Raw genomic sequence first — 21,316 nt, 5'->3', positions numbered from 1 at the left:
CGTTTCAACCGTAGGGATTAGTGAGGAAGCAATACGAAGATACGTGACAATGCAGGGGAAGGAAGACGCAGGACAAACGAAGTTTGGCTTTTAAAAGAACCCCGCCTGTAAAGGCGGGGGTATCTATTGCGCTCTCGAACTTCACCGCTGAATTTTATATAGGTTCATAGACAGGTATCTTTAGCGGGTGGCTTGGGTGTTTTCGAACAGCATCTTGAAGATGCGAGCGGCCAGGTTCACCCGCTACCATAGATATCGGTGAGAGCGAGCAGCTTCACCGAAGCGAGAAATTCCTCGGTGGGGAATTTCGAGCGGTGCTGGGAGAAAATACCCAAGACAGGACCCGCTAATAGCGTTACCATGTTTGTGAACTCTACAGGGAGAGGTTATTCTTTAATTGACCCCTTGAGTTTCTGGTGTATAATATGGTTTTATTCAGAGGGTGAGGCAGGTTTGGTTTTAAGAAATGGTTAAAGAAAATATCCTAAAAATAAAAGAACACATTTCTTTGGCTTGCGCGAAAATTAAGCAGGACCCCGGTAAGATAACGATAGTAGCCGTCAGTAAAGACAGGACTATCGGGCAAATAAAAGAGGCGATTGAGGCAGGTGTCACTGATATCGGCGAGAACAGGGTTCAAGAAGCACTATCTAAATATAACGAGCTTACAGCTTACGACTTACAGCTTACGACTACAAAATGGCATATGGTGGGCCACTTGCAGACGAATAAAGCCAAGGATGCAGTAAAAATTTTCGACCTGATTCAATCCGTAGACAGCTTACGCCTGGCGCAAGCCATTGATAAAGAAGCAGCTAAATTAGGTAAAATTCAGGATATCCTGCTAGAGATAAAGACTTCTCCCGAAGAGAGTAAAACCGGTTTAAAAGCCGAAGAGGCGATTGAAGTTATAGAAGATATCGCCAGGATGAAAAACATAAATATCAAAGGCCTGATGACCATCGCCCCGCTTGCAGACAATCCAGAAAAAACTCGGCCATATTTTCGAATGTTACGAGAATTGCGCGATAAGGTCAATGCACTAACGACCAGCGACAAGCGACTAACGACTTTATCCATGGGCATGACTGATGATTTTGAAATTGCTATTGAAGAAGGCTCCAATATGGTGAGGTTAGGCAGGGCGATATTTGAGGGATAGATGAAGAAAGCGATAGGTATAATTGGATTTGGTAACATGGGATCTGCTATTGGTGGCGGGCTAAAAGAGAGATATAAAGTTTCTGTTTTCGATAAGGATAAAAACAAAACGCGAAATCTTACGGGCATAAAATTAGCAAAGAATATTAAAGATTTAGTGACTAGAGTTGATGTTGTGATATTAGCTGTAAAACCGCAGGATTTTGATAGTATTTTAAGTGAAATTAAAGATTACGTTCAAGATAAGCTAGTTATTTCTATAGCCGCAGGCAGAACTACATCATATATTCAGAAATCATTAGGGGATGTTAGGGTCGTTAGGGTAATGCCAAATATAGAAATAATGATAGGCAGGGGCATAGTTTTCGTATGTAAAGGAAAGTTTGCTACGAAGAAAGACGCTCATTTTGTACGCAGCTTGTTCAATTATATGGGCAGAACAATAGTAATAAGTGAGGATAAGATTGACGCTGCTACTGCTATTTCTGGCAGTCGCCTTGCGTATTATTGTGCAGAAATTGAGAAGAAAAAGATTGATTTTCACAATATTCCTAAAAAAATAGAACATATATTTGAGAGTGAGTTAGAGAAAGCAGCTAAGAGTTTAGGTTTCAATGATATGGTTGCCAGAACTATGAGCATAGGCACTGGGCCCAGTTGCCAAATTTTCTTTGAAAATAAGAAAATAACTCCTGGAGAACTAAGAGAAAAGATTACTTCCAAGAAAGGAACTACCGAGGCGGCATTAAAAGAGTTTCGGAAAAGCGGTTCATGGATAAAAGCAGTCAAAGCAGCACTGAAACGGGCAAGAGAATTATCAAGGGGGTAAAATGGGCAGAATCGGGATTATCGGCGGAAGCGGATTATATAAGATAGGGGGCATCAAGGACGTGAAAGAGGTTTCTGTTACTACCCCTTTTGGCAAGCCTTCGGGGAAATTTATTTTAGGCAGGCTTGAGGGCAAAGAGGTGGTGTTTGTGCCGCGCCATGATGTAGGCCACCGTATACCGCCCAGCCACATAAATTACCGGGCGAATATTTTTGGGATGAAGAAACTGGGAGTAGAGCGTATTATTTCCGTTGCTGCCTGCGGCAGCCTTAAGGAAGAATTAAGGCCCATGGATTTCGTAGCGATAGACCAGTTTGTGGACAGGACCAATTATGCCCGCGATACGAGTTTTTTTACCAAAGGTATAGTGGCCCACATTGAGTTTTCGCATCCGGTTTGCGAAGAATTACGCAGCCTTTTATACAATACCGGTAAAAGTTTAAATTTAAGGATACATAACGGCGGCACTTATATAAATATGGAAGGGCCGGCATTTTCTACCTTAGCAGAGTCTAATCTTTACCGGAGCTGGGGCATGGATGTAATCGGTATGACCAATTTTTCCGAGGCCAAACTCTGCCGGGAGGCAGAGATATGTTATACTACTTTAGCCTCGGTTACGGATTATGACTGCTGGCATCCGCAGCATGCAAGCGTAACTATAGACATGGTCATCCAGAATTTACACAAGAACGTGGAGAATGCCAAGCGTTTACTTTCAGCGGTGATTAAGGTTTTAGGGCCAGAGAGGAAATGCCGCTGTAAAGACGCGCTTAAATATGCAATCCTTACCGACAAAAAGTTTATACCCGTTAAGATAAAAAAGGACCTGGATATTATAATCGGAAAGTATTTGTAGCTATAAGCCTTAAGCTTAAAGCTTATAGCTTAAAACTTACAGCTGAATAAAAATGGACTATAAAAATACCTTAAATCTGCCCCAGACTAAATTTCCCATGAAGGCAGACCTGCCTAAAAGAGAACCGCTTCTTTTAAAAGAATGGCAGGATAAGGATATTTACCGGCTTATCCGTAAGAAATCAGCGGGCAGTAAAAAGTATATCCTCCACGACGGCCCTCCTTACGCCAACGGAGATATCCATATCGGCCATGCCTTGAATAAAACCTTAAAGGATATAATCGTAAAATATAAGACTATGCAGGGGCTTGACTCTGCATATGTGCCGGGATGGGATTGCCATGGCCTGCCTGTGGAGCATCAGCTTTTCAAGGAATTAAAGATTTCTAAATCCCAAATCCCGCAGCTGGAATTCCGTAAAAAGGCCTATGATTATGCCCTGCGTTATGTGGCCATACAAAAGGAAGAATTCAAGCGCTTGGGGGTATTCGGCGAATGGGAGAATCCTTATTTGACACTAACTGCTGATTATGAAGAAGCAATAGTTAAGTCCCTGGCCGTATTATTGGAGAAGGGTTATATCTACCGCGGCTTAAAGCCGGTAAACTGGTGTTTTAAATGCGAGACAGCGCTTGCCGAGGCAGAGGTTGAATACGAAGACCATACTTCTCCTTCGATATATGTTAAATTTAAAATAGACAGTTCGTTAGCCAGTTATCCTGTTAGTCTGTTAGCCAGTTCCAACGGGCAAACGGGCAAACGGGCAAACGGGCAAACGGATGCCTATTTAGTCATCTGGACGACCACACCCTGGACCCTGATTGCCAATGTGGCGGTAGCAGTGCATCCGGATTTTACCTACGCATATCTTAAAACCGAAAAAGGTAACCTGATTATCGCAAAAGATTTATTGGAAGATGTCTTATCTAAGGCCGGGATAGAAAAATATGAAATAATCCGCGAGGTTAGCGGCAGGCAGTTAGAAGGGTTAATTTACGCGCGTCCATTCGGCTTAAAGAAAGGCAGGGTGGTGTTGGCGGATTATGTCTTTAAAGAAGAAGGCAGCGGCCTGGTGCATACTGCGCCCGGCCACGGCAGCGACGATTATCTGACAGGCATAAAATATAAATTAGATATTATTATGCCGGTGGATGCTAAGGGGAAGTTTGATGCCACAGCCGCCGATTTTTCCGGTATAAATGTCTATGACGCAAATCCGCTCATTATGGAGAAACTGCGGCAATTGGGGGTATTACTCTACTCGGATAAAATCCGGCATTCCTATCCGCACTGCTGGCGCTGTAAGAATCCGATAATCTTTCGGGCTACAAAACAGTGGTTTTTAAATATTGACCATGCGGATTTAAGGGAGAAGTTACTTTCCGCAATAAAAGAAGATATCGAATGGGTGCCTGAGAGCGGCAGGGAGCGCATTTCGGCGATGGTAGAGTCAAGGCCGGATTGGTGTTTATCGCGCCAGAGATACTGGGGCGTTCCTATCCCGGCATTGATATGCGATGAATGCCACGAAGAAATTCTTAATCCCCAGGTAATCAGGAAGCTCGCGGAATTTATCGTCCGCGAAGGTTCGGACGCGTGGTTTAGCCGGCGCGCGGAGGATTTTCTGGTACCGGGATTTAAATGTAAATGCGGAAACGATAAGTTCTCCAAAGGCTCTGATATCCTGGATGTTTGGTTTGATTCCGGAGTCAGCCACCAGGCAGTATTAAAGAAGAGGGAGGATCTGGAATTTCCCTGCGCTTTATACCTTGAAGGCTCTGACCAGCACCGCGGATGGTTTCAATCTTCGCTCATACCTTCGGTGTGCATGGAAGGCAAGCCCCCTTTTAAGGCCGTGCTCACGCACGGTTTCGTGGTTGACGGAGAAGGCAGGAAGATGTCCAAGTCGCTGGGCAATGTTGTTTCACCCCAGGATATCATTAAGGACTACGGGGCAGATATTTTGCGGCTATGGGTTGCATCTAGCGATTATAACGAGGATATCCGTATTTCTAAAGAGATACTAATCAGGCTTGCAGAAGCTTATCGTAAAATCAGGAATACTGCCCGGTTTATCTTAAGCAATCTCTATGATTTTAATCCCGGCGCAGATAGGGTAGATTGGGTCGATTTAAAGAGGATAGACAAATATATATTGATTAAAATGAGGCGCCAGTTATTGCCATTGTTAAAGGAGAGTTTTAATGCCTTTGAATTTCATAAGGCCTATAAACTAATTTATAATTTTTGCAATGAGGATTTATCCATGTATTATCTGGATATGGTAAAGGGCAGGCTCTATACATATGCTGCGAAATCCAAAGAAAGAAGAGCTGCCCAAACCACCATATACGAGGCATTGAATTTATTAGTCAGGGCCATGGCGCCGATTCTGGTATTTACTGCAGAGGAAATCTGGCAGCATATGCCTAAAGAAGCAAAAGACAGTTCAGTCCTGAGTGTTCATCTTTTAGATTTGTCCGTTATTAAGCATGCAGAATGGCCAACAACGGCAGCGGATAATATGGATTATACTAACTTAGAAAAAACGATTCTTCCGTTGATTCCTGATGTAGCGAAGGTCCTTGAGGAAAAGCGCGGGGCAGGCTTAATCGGCAGTTCCTTTGATGCGCAAATAAAACTATTGACAAATGACCCGGAACGTTATAAATTCTTAGCAAGCTGCAAAGACGATCTTTGCGAGATTTTTAAGGTTTCGCAGGTCGAAATTGGCCTGGATAAAAATTTACCTGCTTCTGCCGGGGCGCGGATAGAAGTCGCTAAGGCAGAAGGGGAAAAATGTGTCCGTTGCTGGAATTATTCTTTATCGGTGGGTAGTGACAAAAGCCACCACTTGATATGCCAGAGGTGTCTTAAGGCGATCGGAGGGACTTAAATTGAGGACTAAATTCACCAAGAAAGAACTGGAATATTTTAAAGACCTGATCTTAAAGATAAAAGATAAAAGCCTTGATGAAATAAAACACATTTCGGAAGATACCCTGAAAAAATCCCAAAAGGATGCCGCAGGGGATATCTCCGGTTATACCTACCACATGGCTGATGTCGCCTCCGATACATACGACAGGGAATTCTCGCTGGGCTTAGCCTCAAACGAAAGGGAGGCATTGTATGAGTTAGACGATGCCCTCAAGAGAATAGAAGAAGGCAGATTCGGCATATGCGAAGAATGCAAAACTCCTGTCACTAAAATCAGGTTAAAAGCCGTTCCTTACGCGCGCCTCTGCCTGAAGTGCCAGGAAAAAAGAGAAAAGAAATAAAAACCTTCCATTCTTGATGATTTTCGTCATCAGCCTCTCCATTCTTTTCTTAGACCAGTTCTCCAAAATAATTGTCAGTAAAAATTTATCATTGAACCAATCCGTGCCCCTGATAAGAGGCGTATTCCACCTTACGCTTATCCATAACCGCGGGGCGGCCTTTGGCATGTTGAGAAATCAGGCGCAGCTATTTATATTGACTACTGTTTTAGCTATAATTTTTATCCTGATAACCCTTAAAAAGAACAAAGGCAAGAAGCGCCCCATTTATAATATATCTTTAAGCTGTATTTTAGGCGGCGCCCTGGGTAATTTTATCGACCGGTTAACTTCGGGATATGTTATCGATTTTCTAGATTTTCGTATCTGGCCGGTATTTAATGTAGCCGATAGCGCGATAACTGTCGGGGCGATATTACTGGGGTGGGCCCTTTTAAAAACAAAAAATTGAGAAGGTGTCAATGTGTCAAGGTATTAAAGAAGAAACCCTGACACTTTGATACTATGATACTTTGACACTAAAACTATGCACCCTATAATCTGTAAAATCGGGCCCTTAAGCATCTATTCCTACGGCCTGATGCTGGTGTTGGCTCTTCTTACGGGTTCATCCTTAGCCAGCCTGCGGGCTAAAAAAGAAGGTATCGACCCCGATATAATTTTCAATTTTTCCTTTATTGTTTTTATCTGGGGGATTATCGGCGCGCGCCTATTCTATATAATCGAGAATGCCGGCTATTATTTAAAAAATCCTTTGGAAATAATTATGCTGCAGCGAGGAGGCCTATCGTGGTTCGGCGGATTGATACTTAGTATATTTTGCGCGGCCCTTTATTTAAAAAAGAAAAGATTAGCGGCGTATAAGGTCCTTGATTGCATTGTTCCCTTCGTAGCCCTGGGCCAGGCAATAGGCAGGATCGGTTGCCTACTCAACGGCTGTTGTTTCGGTAAAATATCCAAATTCGGCATCTATTTTAAAGAGTACGATTCAATACTTATCCCTACGCAGATTTATTCTGCGTTCATCCTGGTTTTAATTTTTATTACCTTAAGGTTCCTGCAGGATAAGCCGCATAAAGAAGGCAAGATATTTTTTAGTTATCTATTACTATATTCGACCAAGAGATTTTTTATAGAATTCTGGCGCGCTGACAATGAAATCATTTTTTTAGGCTTGACCTTATTCCAACTTATAAGTATTGGGGTGTTTTGCCTAGCCGTTTGGAAACTTCTTTTAATTAAGAGAGTCAAAAAATAACTATAAAGGAAGTATCAAGGTGTCAATGTATCAAAGTATCAACGAAAGAACCTTGACACTTTGATACTATGATACTTTGACACTGCAACTAATATGCAGGAATATACCTTAAGCGTATCAGACATGGATGCGGGTAAGCGCTTGGATTTATTCCTGGCAGATTTTTTCAAAAAGGAAAATCTAGGCGTTTCCCGTACCTTTATACAAAAAGCGATTGCAGAAGGAGGGGTCGCCATAAAGGGTGCGCCTTTAGTAAAGCCGCATCTTAAAGTCAAAAGCGGCGATGAAATAAGAATTGTTGTTGAAAACAGGCAGCATGCCGATTTAAAGGCAGAAGAAATACCTTTGGATGTTGTCTATGAAGACGATGACCTGGCAGTGATAAATAAATTGCCCGGCCTGGTAGTGCATCCTGCGCCGGGAAATTATGAACATACGCTGGTTAACGCGCTGCTGCACCGTTTTAAAAAATTATCAGATATTAATCCAGAGAGGCCTGGTATAGTACACAGGCTGGATAAGGATACATCGGGTCTTTTGGTCATCGCTAAAAATAATACCTCCCATCTTGACCTCGCCCGTCAGTTTGCCAAGCATAGTATTAAACGTAAATATATCGCCCTAGTCAGGGGTAGAATGGAATTCGACGAGAACGTCATTGAATTACCTATCGGCAGGCACCCGCATAAAAGAAAAAATATGTCGGTTGGTTTCGGTAAAAATACCAAATACGCCAAGACATATTACCGGACCTTAAAACGTAAACAGGATTTTAGCCTTCTGGAATTAGAGCCTTTTACGGGCAGGACCCATCAGTTAAGGGTGCACCTGGCTTTCCTGGGCCATCCTGTTTTGGGCGATGCCAAATATGGTAACGATAACGAATTCAGCCGCTTAGCATTGCATGCCCGCTATATCGGTTTCATGCATCCGCGTATGGGTAAGTTTATGGAATTCTCCTGCGACGTACCCCCGGAATTCACCAGATTCATAAACAAGTGAATTCGCCAAAGGTTTGCGGCATATATACTTATTTAAAATAAAACTTGATTTTTATGCGTAGGATGATATAATCAAACCATAGAAAAGGCGATTAAATTGCCTCAAAAAAAGTATTCTGAGAAATATTATTAGGAGGAGGGCGGATGGCAGAGAAAATTAAATCACCCATAGTAATATTTATTGTCTTAATAATGGTTTCTCTTTCTTTGGCAGGGACAGGTTTTTATCTTCTCCAGAAGGAAAAGGCAAAGACTACCAGCCTCCAGCAGCAATTGGATGAGCTGACTATGAAGCAGCGTATTACGGAGACAAAACTGGAGGAGCATAAGAAGGCAATTTCTCAATTGGAAGTCAAACTGAAAACATCCCAGGCCAAAATTGATACTTTGACTGTGGATTTGGATAAAGAAACAGCTGAAAAACAAAAGGCATTAAGTGAAGTAGATAAGTTAAAAGCTGACTTAGAGAAACAGCAGGGATTGCGTTCAGATTTAGAGACGAAACTCACTCAAACACAAAAGGATGTAGAAAAAACTAAAACACAATTAAAGGATTTGGAGGATAGAAAGGCGCAGCTAGAGACGAAGATAAAAGATTTGGAAACGCAGACCCAGAAAACAAAAGCCCAGCAACAGCAGGGCGTAGAGTTAGGGACGATTGTCGTTGGCCCTGAGGGCAGCCCCGCCGAAGCATCCGCCGTAGCGCAGAAACCAAAACTAGAAGGTAAGGTATTGGTAGTAAATAAAGAATATAATTTTGTGGTGATAAATTTAGGTAGTAAAGACGGCGTTAACGTTGAAGATGTATTTTCTATTTATCATGACAATAACTACATAGGCGATGTTAAAGTGGGCAAGACCCACGATGCCATGTCCGCAGCAGATTTCCTCTCCAGCGCTACCAAAGACCAGGTCAGCGAAGGGGACAGGGTGGTGCAAAAGACTAAATGAAATTTTTTTTAGTCAAGCCGGCCTTGCGTCTTAGAGGTAAAATCGTTCTCTTAGGCGATAAATCCATAGCCTGCCGTTCTATAATCATCAGCGCGATAAGTAATGGCAAAACCGTTATTAAGAATTTTCCTGCCAATAAAGATTGCCTTTATGCCTTGAGGGCCTTGCGGAAATTAGGCGTAAGGATTAAAGAAGACGCAAAAGATAAAAACGCCGGGAGAGTTACCGTATTCGGCAAAGGGCTTGAGGGTTTAAAAAAACCCAAGGGGCCTATTTTTATAGGCGATTCCGGCACTACCTTACGGCTTACTTTAGGTATTCTGGCCGGGCAGAACTTCAGCGTTACCCTTACTGCCGGCAGAGGGCTTTCGCAAAGGCCGATGCTGCGCGTTAGCGCGCCGTTAAGGATGATGGGCGCAGAGATCTCCGCTCGCCGTATACCCAACACCCAACACCCAACACCCAACACCAAATTTGAAGAATATCCACCCATAAGAATCAAGGGAGGCGATATTCAACCCATTACCTATAAGATGCCGCTGGCTTCTGCGCAGGTTAAGTCAGCAATATTACTTGCCGGACTTTATGCTAAAGGCGTAACCAGGGTTATTGAAAACGTAAAGACGCGCGATCATACAGAACGTATGCTTCGTTTATTTAGAGCCGGAATAAAAGTCAAACAGAATACTATAGTTATAAAAGAGAGGAGAGAGTTAGTTTCTCCGGCTGAGATCTTTATTCCGGGGGATATTTCTTCGGCAAGTTTTTTTATAGTTTCAGCCGCGCTAGTGCCGGGCTCTGAAGTTTTAATTAAGAACGTCGGCCTCAATCCTACGCGTACGGGTGTAATTAAGGTTTTAAAAAGAATGGGCGCGAAGATTCAGGTGCCAGGTGCCAGGTGCCAGGTGCCAGGATTTGAACCAATGGGTAATCTGATAGTTAAAAGCAGCCAATTAAAAGGTACAATTGTAAAAGAAAAAGAGATACCTTCCTTGATAGATGAGTTGCCTATTCTCATGGTCGCTGCCTGTTATGCACGGGGCAAGACGGTATTTGAGGGAGTCGGCGAACTACGCGTGAAAGAGACAGACCGTATAAGATCCATGTCCGCTAATTTAATAAAGATGGGGGCGCGGATAAGGGTTATAAAAAAAGACAAGTCTGAGGATCTCATCGTCTACGGGGTTAGAGAGCTCAAAGGGGCTTCTGTAAAGAGCTACGCCGACCACCGCACTGCCATGAGTATGGTTGTCGCCGCCTTGAGGGCACGGGGCGTAACCAGAATAGATGATGTAGCCTGCATAAATAAGTCTTTCCCTAATTTCTTGACTCTCCTAAAGGCCCTCCTGCACTAAAATTATTATTTGAATCTGTTGCTTTTCTCGCTTGCGAGGTAGCGGGTCCTGCCGAGGCATATTTTTCGCTGCACCGTTTGCTCGCCCCAGCGTGGCTCGCTGCACTTCGGTGAAAATTCTCGCTCTTGGAATGTACCTATAACGAGGCAAACCTTGCCCGCTCGAATTTTCAAGATGCTGCTCAAAACATGCCTCGTCACCCGCTAAACCCTAACCTTCGTTAGATCCCCAGATGCATTTATAACGGATGACTTGGCTTGATTCACGCAGCATGTAGTTTGTGTGAGTGGCCAGGTTCACCCGCTAGCAAGAGAAATCGGTGAGAGCGAGCACAAACTCCAAGCGAGAAATTCCTCGGTGGGGAATTTCGAGCGGTGCTGCGGGAAGCAAGACAAGGCAGCCGGTAAATAAATAAGTAAATTTTTATTTGACATAGGGTTTAATCTCTGTTAAAATCCCTTCTACTAAAGATATAAGCCTGCTTTACCGGCAGGCAGGGAGAATGAATATGGGAAAACTGAAGGAAAGAGCGTCAAAATTGTTCAATTTTATACTAGGCTTATTTTCTAATGATATGGGTATTGATTTGGGGACAGCTACGACCCTGGTTTATGTCAAAGGCGAGGGAGTTGTGCTTTGTGAGCCTTCGGTAGTAGCTATCGAAAAGGGCACTTCCCATGTCCTGGCAGTAGGCGAAGAAGCCAAGCGTATGCTTGGCCGCACGCCCGGTAATATCGTAGCCATCAGGCCCATGAAAGACGGGGCGATTATTGATTTTGAAATAACCGAAGCGATGTTGAGGTATTTCATAAAGAAAGTGCACCACCGCCGCGTTTTGGTCAGGCCCAGGATTGTTATTGCTATTCCTTCCGGGATTACGGAAGTAGAGAGGCGCGCGGTTAAGGATTCCGCAGAGCGCGCCGGCGCAAGAGAAGTTTTCTTAATTGAAGAGCCTATTGCCGCGGCAATAGGCGTAGGCCTGCCCATCCAGGAACCCGTAGGCAATATGATTATAGACATCGGCGGCGGCACCACCGAGATTGCGGTAATTTCTTTGGCAGGCGTTGTCTTTTCCAAATCCCTGCCTATAGGCGGGGATGAAATGGATGAGGCGGTCATCGAATATTTAAAAAAGACTTATAATCTCATGGTCGGCGAACGTACGGCCGAAGATATAAAAATAAAAATCGGCTCTGCTTATCCCCTCGAGCAGGAGTTGAGCCAGGAAGTAAAAGGCCGTGACCTGATTACCGGACTGCCTAAGGCAGTAACCGTAACTTCCGAAGAGATAAGAGAAGCGTTACAAGAGCCTTTGCGCGCCATAGTAGAAGTAGCTAAGATATCCTTAGAGAGGACGCCTCCGGAACTGGCTGCAGATTTAATTGAGCATGGTATTGTCATGGCAGGCGGCGGATCCCTCTTAAGGGGTATGGATAAAATCATTTCCGAAGAAACCGGCCTGCCCGTGCATATCGCCGATGACCCCTTAACTGCCGTGGCCGTGGGTACGGGCAAGGTTTTAGATGAGATACGTTATCTGAAAAAAGTAACTGTGCCCATCAAGTCCGAAATGCATTCTTAAGCCCTTAAAGTAAGATGTGTTGAAATTTAAAAAGAAGAGCCTAATCTATTTCGCAGTTGGTATTTTCCTCCTGATATTACTCTCCAGCTTAAGTCCCGCAGTAAGAAATCCTGTATCCGCCGTTTTAAAATTTCCTTTAGGGCTGTTAACTTTGATTAAACGCGAAATCGGCGGGATTATCTTTTACCACCGTAACCTTATCCAAAACGAAAGGTTGGAAAAAGAAGCGGGCTTTTTGAGGCAAAGGCTCAATACGGCGAAAGAAATTTATCTAGAAAATAAGAGGCTTAAGGGCCTGCTTTATTTTAAACAAAAGTCAGCATATAAAATGACTGCTGTCAGGGTTATCGGCCGTTCGGCGGATAACTGGTCGTCGGTTGTAGTGATTGATAAGGGCGGCTTTAACGGAATAAAACGCGGGTTTGTGGCAATTACCCCTTCGGGTTTATCCGGCCGGGTCATTGAGGCTGCGGATTATACAAGCAGGGTGCGCCTGATTAATGACCCTAATTTCGCAGTTTCGGCTATCGTGCAACGCAGCCGCCAGGAGGGCCTGGTTTGCGGTACTCTGGGGCGCTCTCTGATTATGAAATACCTGCCGAAGGATTGCGATATCAGAGCCGGCGATGTGGTCGTAACTTCCGGCCTGACCGAGGCTTATCCCAAGGGCTTACTTATCGGTAGCGTAGTGAATATAGGCGAGGAATTTTCCGGTTTAAGCCGTTACGCCATGATCAAACCGGCAGTCGGCCTCTCTGACATAGAAGAATTGTTGATCATCATACAATGAACCCCGCCTTTCTTAAGAGGGTTGGGGCATAAAATTAGAAGGGAAGGGCGGGGTGAAAAATTGGATCTTTTTGGGCATTATTATTATTTGCGCCCTGTTACAGGCTACGGCCCTGAATTCCGTCAGTATATTCGGCGTAAAGCCGGACCTTTTATTTATCGGTGTTTTCTACGCCAGTATTTTTTTTGGCGTTGCCTGGGCCGTATCCTTAAGTATCTTCGCCGGTTTTCTAAAAGATATGCTTTGCGTGAATACCTTCGGCGTCAATACGCTTTTGTTTCCCTTATTCTGCCTTATCCTGATTAAGTTATCCAGAGAAATATCCCTGGATAATAACTTTATCCGTATGCTGTCTTTATTCATCCTCGTTCTTATCAACGATATAATCGCCAGGGTAATCTTTCTCTTCTGGGGAAATTTCATCTCTTGGGGTATTTTTCTACGGACTACATTCCTCGAAGCATTATATACCGCAGTTGTTTTACCCTTGGTATTTAAGGCCATCAGGCGCGCTCTATAGTTCGTAAGGTATACAGGTTTATTATGAGGATCAATCTTATCAAGCCGTTCGTCATAATTATTTTTTTATTCCTGGTGCTGGGTATTTTTAATCTTGAAATTATACAAGGGGCAAGATACAGGCGGTTGAGCAATAAAAATTGCATCAGGCTCATACCTCAGCAGGGCAGCCGCGGCAGGATCCTCGACCGCCACGGCGAAGTTATTGTAGATAACCGTCTTTCTTACGACGCTATGGTTTCTTCCTATGCAAATGGTTCGGTTGATAAGACATTATCCAGCGCCGCCGGCATCCTGGATACGAATTTTAAAGATTTAAAAGACGCCTTCCGCAGGCAATACGCTGCTCCATTTATGCCGACTACTATCGCTAAAAATATAGAGGCCAAGAAGGCGATTGCCCTTGAAGAGTTAAATCAGGACCTGGATAATATCATTATCCGGCCCTATCCTTTGAGGCATTATCCTTACGCCAGGCTTGCCTGTCATGTTATAGGTTATCTGAATGAAATTGACCGCTGGCGCCTGACGAGGCTGGTGGATTACGGGTATAAGACCAAGGATATTGTCGGTTTCGGAGGCGTAGAAGAAAAATATGATTATTACCTGCGCCAGGAAGAAGGCGGGCTATCGGTGGAAGTAGACCATCGCGGCAGATTAGTGAGCGTATTAGGTTTTCGGCCGCCTGCTAACGGAAAAGATATACAGTTGACCATAGATTTAAAGATACAGAAGATAACCGAAGAGGCATTAAGGGGGAGAAACGGCAGCGTTATTCTTATGGATCCTGACAGCGGCGAAATCCTGGCTATGGCCAGTAATCCAAATTTCAGCCCTGCGGCGTTTATTAATAAGACAGACGCGTCCTTCCGTAATTTTCTGAATAATCCTGATGCTCCCCTGATAAACCGCGCTATCAGCGGGGTCTATCCTGCGGGTTCGGTATTTAAAGTAGTAGTGGCAGCTTCTGCCCTTGAGGCAGGCAAAGTTAATTCCGCGACCAGTTTTTATTGCCCGGGGAGCACGCGCGTCGGCGGACAGGAATTCGCCTGCTGGAGCACGCACCATCAGCAGAATCTGACGGAAGCGATAGCAAATTCCTGTAACGTCTTTTTCTATAAGACAGGCTTGCTTGTGGGGGCGCAGGGCATATATGACTATGCGGTAAAATTTGGTTTTTCCCATCCTACAGGCATTGATTTACCTTATGAAGCATCGGGCTTTGTGCCTTCGCCTTTACTGAGGAAAATCCAGAGGTTTAAGAAATGGTTTGAAGGCGATACGGCAAATTTCGCTATCGGACAGGGCGAGCTTTTAGTTACGCCGCTTCAGGTAGCACGGATGATGGCAGTATTGGCCAATAAGGGTGCTCTGGTGACCCCTTATATAGCCAGAAGTGTTGATGGTAAAGATATCTCGGGCTCCAGGAAGAAGACTATAAAGGTAGATATTAAGGAGGGCACCATAAGTTATATCAGGCAAGGTTTAAGGAGCGTTGTTGTTGACTCAAGCGGCACAGCCAATATATTATCAAGTTTACCTGTTTCTGTTGCCGGTAAGACCGGTACCGCCCAGGTCTCCCGCGGCCAGGCGCACGGTTGGTTTGCCGGTTTCTTCCCTTTTAAAAATCCGCGGTTCGTCATCTGCGTATTTTTAGAGCACGGTGGGTCAGGCCACGCTGCAGTGGTGGTGACAAAGCAGATAATAGAGAATATGGCTACCGAAGGGCTAATTGATTCTTCCGGATAAAAATAGGGGGCAGCATTTTGCGTAACATCAGTCTCTTTATATTAATAATCGCTCTTTTAATTGCTTGTATTGGGGTTTTCTCTATCTACAGCAGCACCTATCAGAAAGAAGGGGATTTCTGGCAATTCCTGTATAAACGCCAGATTTTTTGGGTTATTCTAGGCCTGGTTATTTTTTCACTCGCCTCTAATTTTAATTATCGCCGCCTTTGGGATATGACCCATTTTCTGTATGCGGCGGCGCTTTTTTTATTGCTCCTGGTATTTATTCTGGGGATTGTGCGTTTAGGCGCGCAGAGGTGGTTAAAGTTAATCTGGTTCAGTATCCAGCCTTCAGAGATAACCAAGCTGGTGATTGTGATACTCTTGGCTAAATACTTTAGCACCAAATCCGTGGACGATATCTCTTTAGGGGTAAACAGGCTTAGGATATGGCGCGCCTTTATTTTACCTTTTTTATTTGTCGTCATTCCCATAGGCATGATTATCGAACAACCGGATTTAGGCAGCGCGGCAATGATATTTATTATCTTTATCACCATGCTTTATCTGGCGGGGGTCAGATTGAGATATATCCTCATATTTTTACTGCTGATTATATTGTGCCTGCCGATACTCTGGCATTTTTTAAGGGATTATCAGAAAGACAGGCTGCTCGTATTCTTAAATCCCAATATAGACCCTTTAGGCGCAGGCTACACCGTTATCCAGTCTAAAATCGCCATCGGCTCAGGGGGATTCTTCGGTAGGGGCTGGCTTTCGGGGACGCAGAGCCAGCTGCATTTTCTCCCGGAGTCGCATACGGATTTTATTTTCGCTACCTTTGCCGAAGAGTGGGGGTTCTTAGGGTGCAGCATATTGTTATTTTTATATTATCTTTTGATTAAGCAGGGTATTATTATCGCCCATAAGACAGGCGATAATTTCGGCAGGCTATTAGCTTCAGGGATTTCTTTCATGCTGGCCATCCAGGTTTTCATCAATTGTGCCATGAATCTGGGCCTGGCGCCGGTAGTAGGGATACCGCTGCCTTTAATGAGTTATGGCGGTTCATCGATACTAGTGACCTTTTTATCTTTGGGGATACTGGTGAATATTAATAAAACTAGGGCGGTATTTTAGCTATAAGTTTTAAGCTTTAAGCTTTAAGCTTTAAGCTTAAGGCTTACAGCTTACAGCTTAGAGCTGAATAAGAATGAGAGACGATATCCTTTTAAACGTACACAAGCCCGGCCGTTACATCGGGCACGAATGGAACCTCCCCGAGAAAGATTTTGATAAGAGCAATATCAAATTTGCCCTCTGCTTTCCGGACTTATATGAGGTAGGGATGAGTAACTTGGGCATCAGGATTATCTACGGGATATTGAATAATATCCCTGATGTGGCATGCGAAAGATTTTTTTCCTGCGGCCCGGATATAAAAAATAATTTACGCGATAAGAATATGGGGATATGCTCTCTAGAGTCTGAAAAAGGGCTTAAAGAATTTGATCTTATTGGTTTCTCATTGGGGCATGAATTGGGCTATACCAATGCCCTGGATATTTTGGATATGGGCGTAATCCCCTTAAAGGCATCCTTACGCGACCATACCTATCCTTTGGTTATTGCAGGAGGGCCCTGCGCGTTAAACCCGGAACCGCTGCATGCGTTTTTTGATTTATTTGTTTTCGGAGAAGCGGAAGAGGCTATCGTGGAGATAGTAGATTTATACCGCAGGCTTAAAGGCCGGTTTAGAAGAGCCGAGATAAGTAAAGAGGACTTGTTGATTGAGTTTGCGCAGATTGAAGGGGTCTATGCGCCGTCTTTATACGAAGTAACATATGCCCCAGAAGGGCAAATAGAAGAATTCAGGCCTAGGAATTCCGCAGTGCCTGCAAAGGTCAAAAAACGCTTTATAAAAAATCTGGATAGCGCTTATTTCCCTGAAAGCTGGTTAGTGCCTTATATCCAGATAATCCATGACCGCATTACCTTGGAAATAATGCGCGGCTGTCCTAATACCTGCCGTTTCTGCCAGGCGAGGTACCAGTATTTTCCTTTCAGGCAAAGAAGTATAGAGAATATCTTAGAGCTGGCTTCAGGCACGTATAAGCGCAGTGGTTACGAGGAGATATCTCTCTGCGGCCTCTCAATCAGCGACTTTACAGGCGTAGAAGAACTCTTAAAGCGCTTAATCGGTTTATTCAAAGAGAGGGCGGTAAGCATCTCTTTGCCTTCGATAAAACCAAAGAGTATGTTTGGCGATATGCTTTCCCTGATAGCTACCATTAAAAAGACAGGCCTTACCTTTGCCCCGGAGGCAGCTACGGAGAGGATGCGGGGTGTGCTGAATAAAAGTTTTGATACCTCTGATTTCTTCAGGGCCATCGAGCAGGCGTATCTTTGCGGTTATCAAAATATAAAACTCTACTTTATGATTGGCCTGCCCTTTGAAAGAGAGGAAGACTTAGACGGTATTGTCGATTTCGCAATACGCGTCTCACAACTGCGCAGGCAAGTCACTAAAAGAGGCCCGGCGCAGGTCAACGTTAGTATCAATACCCTGATCCCTAAGCCGCATACGCCCTTTCAGTGGTTCGCGATGGAATCCTTAGAGGGGATGAAATATAAACAGGATTACCTGAAAAAGAAAATTAAAAAATACCTCACCTGCTCAGGCAGGCAGAAAAGGATAAAACTGAGTTTACGTAACCCTGATATGACTTTTTTGGAAGGCGTACTCTCCCGGGGTGACAGGAGATTGAGCGAGGTTATCCTGACAGCCTTTGCCAAAGGCGCCAGATTCGACGCCTGGGATGACCATTTTTCTTTTGAGAAATGGCAGGAGGCATTCCGGGAGAATCGGATAGACCCGGATTTTTATTTACAGGAGAAATCGAAGGAGGAATCCCTGCCCTGGGATTTTCTGGATATCGGCGTAAATAAGGAGGACCTGATTAAGGAAGCAGATAAAGTTATTGCCATAAAATAAGACAGGCTGTATAATGAAATAAACGGAGGGACTACCTAATATGATGCACAGCTGCCGCATTTTATTGATTAATAATGACGATGCTATCTCCAGATATTTAAGGGAAGAGCTCACCATTAACGCCGGGCATTTGGTTTCTATTACCAACAATAGCCAGGCCGGCATAGATGCCTTTAAGCGTAATGGCTATGACGTGGCCATAATCAAATTCGGCATGGCTGATGATATGGATGGTTTCAGCCTGATTAAAGAGCTGAAGAAAATAGACCCCAATGCCATTATTATCGCATTAGTCGAAGAAGCCAACCCCCACTTGATAAAAGATATATATGATTTAGGGGGTTATGATTTTATCAGCCAGCCTATAAATTTAGAAAAATTATTCTTCCTGATTAAAAAAGGCATGGATTTAAGGTCATTGGTGCTGGCGCAGCACAGGTTATCCGACGGCCTGCAGGAGCATAATAAATCTTTACAGAAACAGAATACGCTCTTAGCTAGAAGGATCGAGGAGTCCACAAAAAACTTGACCCGGCTTTACGAAGACCTGCGTCAGACCTATATGCGTACCATTAAAGTATTAGCCCAGGCTATCGACGCCCGGGACCATTATACCCATAGCCATTCCGAGAATGTGGCTAAATATGCCGTGGCCATAGCAGAAGAGATGCGCCTTTCCGCCAATGAGGTCGCTTTAATCAGGGATGCCTGTGAACTGCACGATTTGGGTAAAATCGGGGTTGAGGATAATATCTTAAGTAAACCCTCTGCCCTTACCCCCCAGGAATGGGAGCAGATAAAGCGCCATCCTCAGATGGGTGCGCAGATTTTAGAGCCGCTGACTTTCCTGGATGGGGTGATAGATTTAGTTAAGCAGCATCACGAGCACTATGACGGCAAGGGTTATCCTGAGGGCCGTATGGGCGATGATATCCTATTGGGCGCGCGCATAATCCACGTGGCGGATGCCTATGAGGCCATGCGTTCAGCCCGTTCTTACAGGAAAGTCCCGTTGACCAAAGAAGAAGCCGTCGCTGAAATAAAAAAGCACAACGGCACGCAGTTTGACCCAAAGGTAGTAGATGCCTTTTTAAAGATAGTAGATAAATTATAGGGCTTTTAGCGGGGGCGTAATTAATAAAGGGCCGATAATTGCTTTAAATATATATACTTTCGCTCTTATTAAAAATAAAAAAAATACTTGACAAGAAGGATATTGTTTGTTATATTTGTAACGCTCTGATGAAAATCAAAAGCAGCGTTGACAAATTTGGATAGTTGTTTTTAACCGAACATAAGGCGCTAAAAAGAAGTTTAGATTTTAAAGCGTCCCGGTATGTATCGGGACGCTTTTTTTGTTTTCCGGCTCTTGTAAGTCGGAAAACAACCCGCCTCCGCCACAAGACTTGGCGGATGCGCCAATATTTATGGCGCAAATCTTTGTGGCGGGTAATTATATCGCTCTTTCTAAATTAGGATAGCCAAGCGTGAGTAAGAAAAAAAAGAATAAGAGCCTTTATACAAACTTTTCTAGATTTTTCGGAGAGTTTGATCCTGGCTCAGAGTGAACGCTGGCGGCGTGGATTAGGCATGCAAGTCGAGCGATCCCGCCTTTCATTCAAGCAGAATACCGTTTGGATGAAGGGCGGGATAGCGGCAGACTGGTGAGGAACGCGTGAGTAATCTACCTCCAAGTCGGGGATAGCCTTGCGAAAGCGAGGGTAAGACCCGATGTGTTTATGATGGCATAAGCTGTTATAAGTAAAAGTGGCCCGCAAGGGCTGTTGCTTGGAGATGAACTCGCGTCCTATCAGCTAGTTGGTAGGGTAATGGCCTACCAAGGCTTTTGACGGGTAGCTGGCCTGAGAGGGTGGTCAGCCACACGGGGACTGAGACACTGCCCCGACTCCTACGGGAGGCTGCAGTCGAGGATCTTTAGCAATGGGCGCAAGCCTGACTATGCGACGCCGCGTGAGGGATGAAGGTTTTCGGATCGTAAACCTCTTTCGATGGGAAAGAATGTCTTTTATCAGAATATGGTAGAGGATTGACGGTACCCAGAGAAGAAGCCACGGCCAACTCCGTGCCAGCAGCCGCGGTAATACGGGGGTGGCGAGCGTTACTCGGATTCATTGGGTGTAAAGGGCAGGTAGGCGGCTATGTAAGTTGGGGGTGAAATCCTGCGGCTCAACCGCAGAACTGCCTTCAGGACTGCATAGCTTGAGACTAGAAGAGGAGAGCGGAATTCCCGGTGTAAGGGTGAAATCTGTAGATATCGGGAGGAACACCAGTGGCGAAAGCGGCTCTCTGGTCTAGCTCTGACGCTGATCTGCGAAAGCTAGGGGAGCAAACAGGATTAGATACCCTGGTAGTCCTAGCCGTAAACGATGAGCACTAGGTGTTGGGGGTAACCCTTCAGCGCCGTAAGATAACTCGTTAAGTGCTCCACCTGGGGACTACGACCGCAAGGTTAAAACTCAAAGGAATTGACGGGGGCCCGCACAAGCGGTGGAACATGTGGTTCAATTCGACGCTACGCGAAGAACCTCACCAGGGCTTGACATGCAGGAAGTAGGAAGCGGAAACGCAGACAACCTGTCAAGTCAGGAGCCTGCACAGGTGTTGCATGGCTGTCGTCAGCTCGTGTCGTGAGATGTTGGGTTAAGTCCCGCAACGAGCGCAACCATTATCCTTAGTTGCGACTTTCGAAACCGCAAGGTCTAGAGAAGCACTCTAGGGAGACTGCTCGGGATAACCGAGAGGAAGGTGGTGATGACGTCAAGTCAGTACGGCCTTTATGCCCTGGGCTACACACGTGTTACAATGCCCACTCCAAAGCGTTGCCAAACCGCGAGGTGGAGCTAATCGCAAAAAAGTGGGCTCAGTTCAGATTGGAGTCTGCAACTCGACTCCATGAAGTCGGAATCGCTAGTAATGGCGGATCAGCTACGCCGCCGTGAATACGTTCCCGGGCCTTGTACACACCGCCCGTCAAGCGATGGGAG

The 21,316-nt window shown here is 44.8% G+C and carries 17 protein-coding genes and 1 rRNA gene; all 18 read left to right on the top strand.

The annotated features are described in order from the left end of the window. Window positions 1-466 precede the first annotated feature (466 nt). Window positions 467-1,162, top strand: a complete 696-nt coding sequence (locus tag PHV44_07210; protein ID MDD5593050.1) for a YggS family pyridoxal phosphate-dependent enzyme — start codon at window positions 467-469, stop codon at window positions 1,160-1,162. Next, window positions 1,163-1,990: a pyrroline-5-carboxylate reductase gene (locus tag PHV44_07205; GenBank protein ID MDD5593049.1), complete on the top strand. Its 828-nt coding sequence runs from the start codon at window positions 1,163-1,165 to the stop codon at window positions 1,988-1,990. It abuts the gene before it with no gap. Window position 1,991: 1 nt separating this feature from the next. Then, a complete protein-coding gene (mtnP, locus tag PHV44_07200) occupies window positions 1,992-2,849 on the top strand; it encodes an S-methyl-5'-thioadenosine phosphorylase (protein MDD5593048.1) in 858 nt (285 codons plus the stop codon). A gap of 52 nt (window positions 2,850-2,901) precedes the next feature. Next, on the top strand, window positions 2,902-5,745 hold the full coding sequence (gene ileS / locus PHV44_07195) for an isoleucine--tRNA ligase (protein MDD5593047.1): 2,844 nt from the start codon (window positions 2,902-2,904) through the stop codon (window positions 5,743-5,745). 1 nt (window position 5,746) lies between these two features. Further along, window positions 5,747-6,130: a TraR/DksA family transcriptional regulator gene (locus PHV44_07190; protein ID MDD5593046.1), complete on the top strand. Its 384-nt coding sequence runs from the start codon at window positions 5,747-5,749 to the stop codon at window positions 6,128-6,130. A gap of 16 nt (window positions 6,131-6,146) precedes the next feature. Next, window positions 6,147-6,581, top strand: coding sequence for a signal peptidase II (lspA, locus tag PHV44_07185; protein ID MDD5593045.1), 435 nt, complete (start codon window positions 6,147-6,149; stop codon window positions 6,579-6,581). 75 nt (window positions 6,582-6,656) lie between these two features. Next, on the top strand, window positions 6,657-7,388 hold the full coding sequence (gene lgt, locus PHV44_07180; protein ID MDD5593044.1) for a prolipoprotein diacylglyceryl transferase: 732 nt from the start codon (window positions 6,657-6,659) through the stop codon (window positions 7,386-7,388). Between the two features lie 93 nt (window positions 7,389-7,481). Then, window positions 7,482-8,390 (top strand): RluA family pseudouridine synthase, encoded by a 909-nt coding sequence (locus PHV44_07175; protein ID MDD5593043.1) that lies wholly within the window; start codon window positions 7,482-7,484, stop codon window positions 8,388-8,390. A gap of 143 nt (window positions 8,391-8,533) precedes the next feature. Beyond that, window positions 8,534-9,340, top strand: a complete 807-nt coding sequence (locus PHV44_07170; protein ID MDD5593042.1) for a hypothetical protein — start codon at window positions 8,534-8,536, stop codon at window positions 9,338-9,340. Beyond that, window positions 9,337-10,695: a 3-phosphoshikimate 1-carboxyvinyltransferase gene (gene aroA / locus PHV44_07165; GenBank protein MDD5593041.1), complete on the top strand. Its 1,359-nt coding sequence runs from the start codon at window positions 9,337-9,339 to the stop codon at window positions 10,693-10,695. The genes PHV44_07170 and aroA overlap by 4 nt, the downstream gene beginning before the upstream one ends. 508 nt (window positions 10,696-11,203) lie before the next feature. Then, on the top strand, window positions 11,204-12,277 hold the full coding sequence (locus tag PHV44_07160; protein ID MDD5593040.1) for a rod shape-determining protein: 1,074 nt from the start codon (window positions 11,204-11,206) through the stop codon (window positions 12,275-12,277). Between the two features lie 151 nt (window positions 12,278-12,428). Continuing rightward, a complete protein-coding gene (gene mreC, locus PHV44_07155; protein MDD5593039.1) occupies window positions 12,429-13,067 on the top strand; it encodes a rod shape-determining protein MreC in 639 nt (212 codons plus the stop codon). A 52-nt stretch (window positions 13,068-13,119) separates the two neighbouring features. Then, on the top strand, window positions 13,120-13,587 hold the full coding sequence (gene mreD / locus PHV44_07150) for a rod shape-determining protein MreD (protein MDD5593038.1): 468 nt from the start codon (window positions 13,120-13,122) through the stop codon (window positions 13,585-13,587). Window positions 13,588-13,610: 23 nt separating this feature from the next. Beyond that, entirely contained in the window at window positions 13,611-15,335 is a 1,725-nt protein-coding gene (gene mrdA, locus PHV44_07145) for a penicillin-binding protein 2 (protein MDD5593037.1), read from the top strand. Window positions 15,336-15,352: 17 nt separating this feature from the next. Then, complete coding sequence (rodA, locus tag PHV44_07140; GenBank protein MDD5593036.1) at window positions 15,353-16,456, top strand: rod shape-determining protein RodA; 1,104 nt, start codon at window positions 15,353-15,355, stop codon at window positions 16,454-16,456. A 73-nt stretch (window positions 16,457-16,529) separates the two neighbouring features. Next, window positions 16,530-18,311: a TIGR03960 family B12-binding radical SAM protein gene (locus PHV44_07135; protein ID MDD5593035.1), complete on the top strand. Its 1,782-nt coding sequence runs from the start codon at window positions 16,530-16,532 to the stop codon at window positions 18,309-18,311. A gap of 40 nt (window positions 18,312-18,351) precedes the next feature. Beyond that, on the top strand, window positions 18,352-19,425 hold the full coding sequence (locus PHV44_07130) for an HD domain-containing protein (GenBank protein MDD5593034.1): 1,074 nt from the start codon (window positions 18,352-18,354) through the stop codon (window positions 19,423-19,425). Between the two features lie 422 nt (window positions 19,426-19,847). Next, window positions 19,848-21,316, top strand: a 16S ribosomal RNA gene (locus PHV44_07125); the annotation flags it as partial.

It is taken from the genome of Candidatus Omnitrophota bacterium (assembly GCA_028717245.1).
Taxonomy (GTDB): Bacteria; Omnitrophota; Gorgyraeia; order Gygaellales; family Profunditerraquicolaceae; genus JAGUYA01.
The sequence above is the reverse complement of the archived record's forward strand: the minus strand, read 5'-3'. Positions and strand labels throughout refer to the sequence as shown.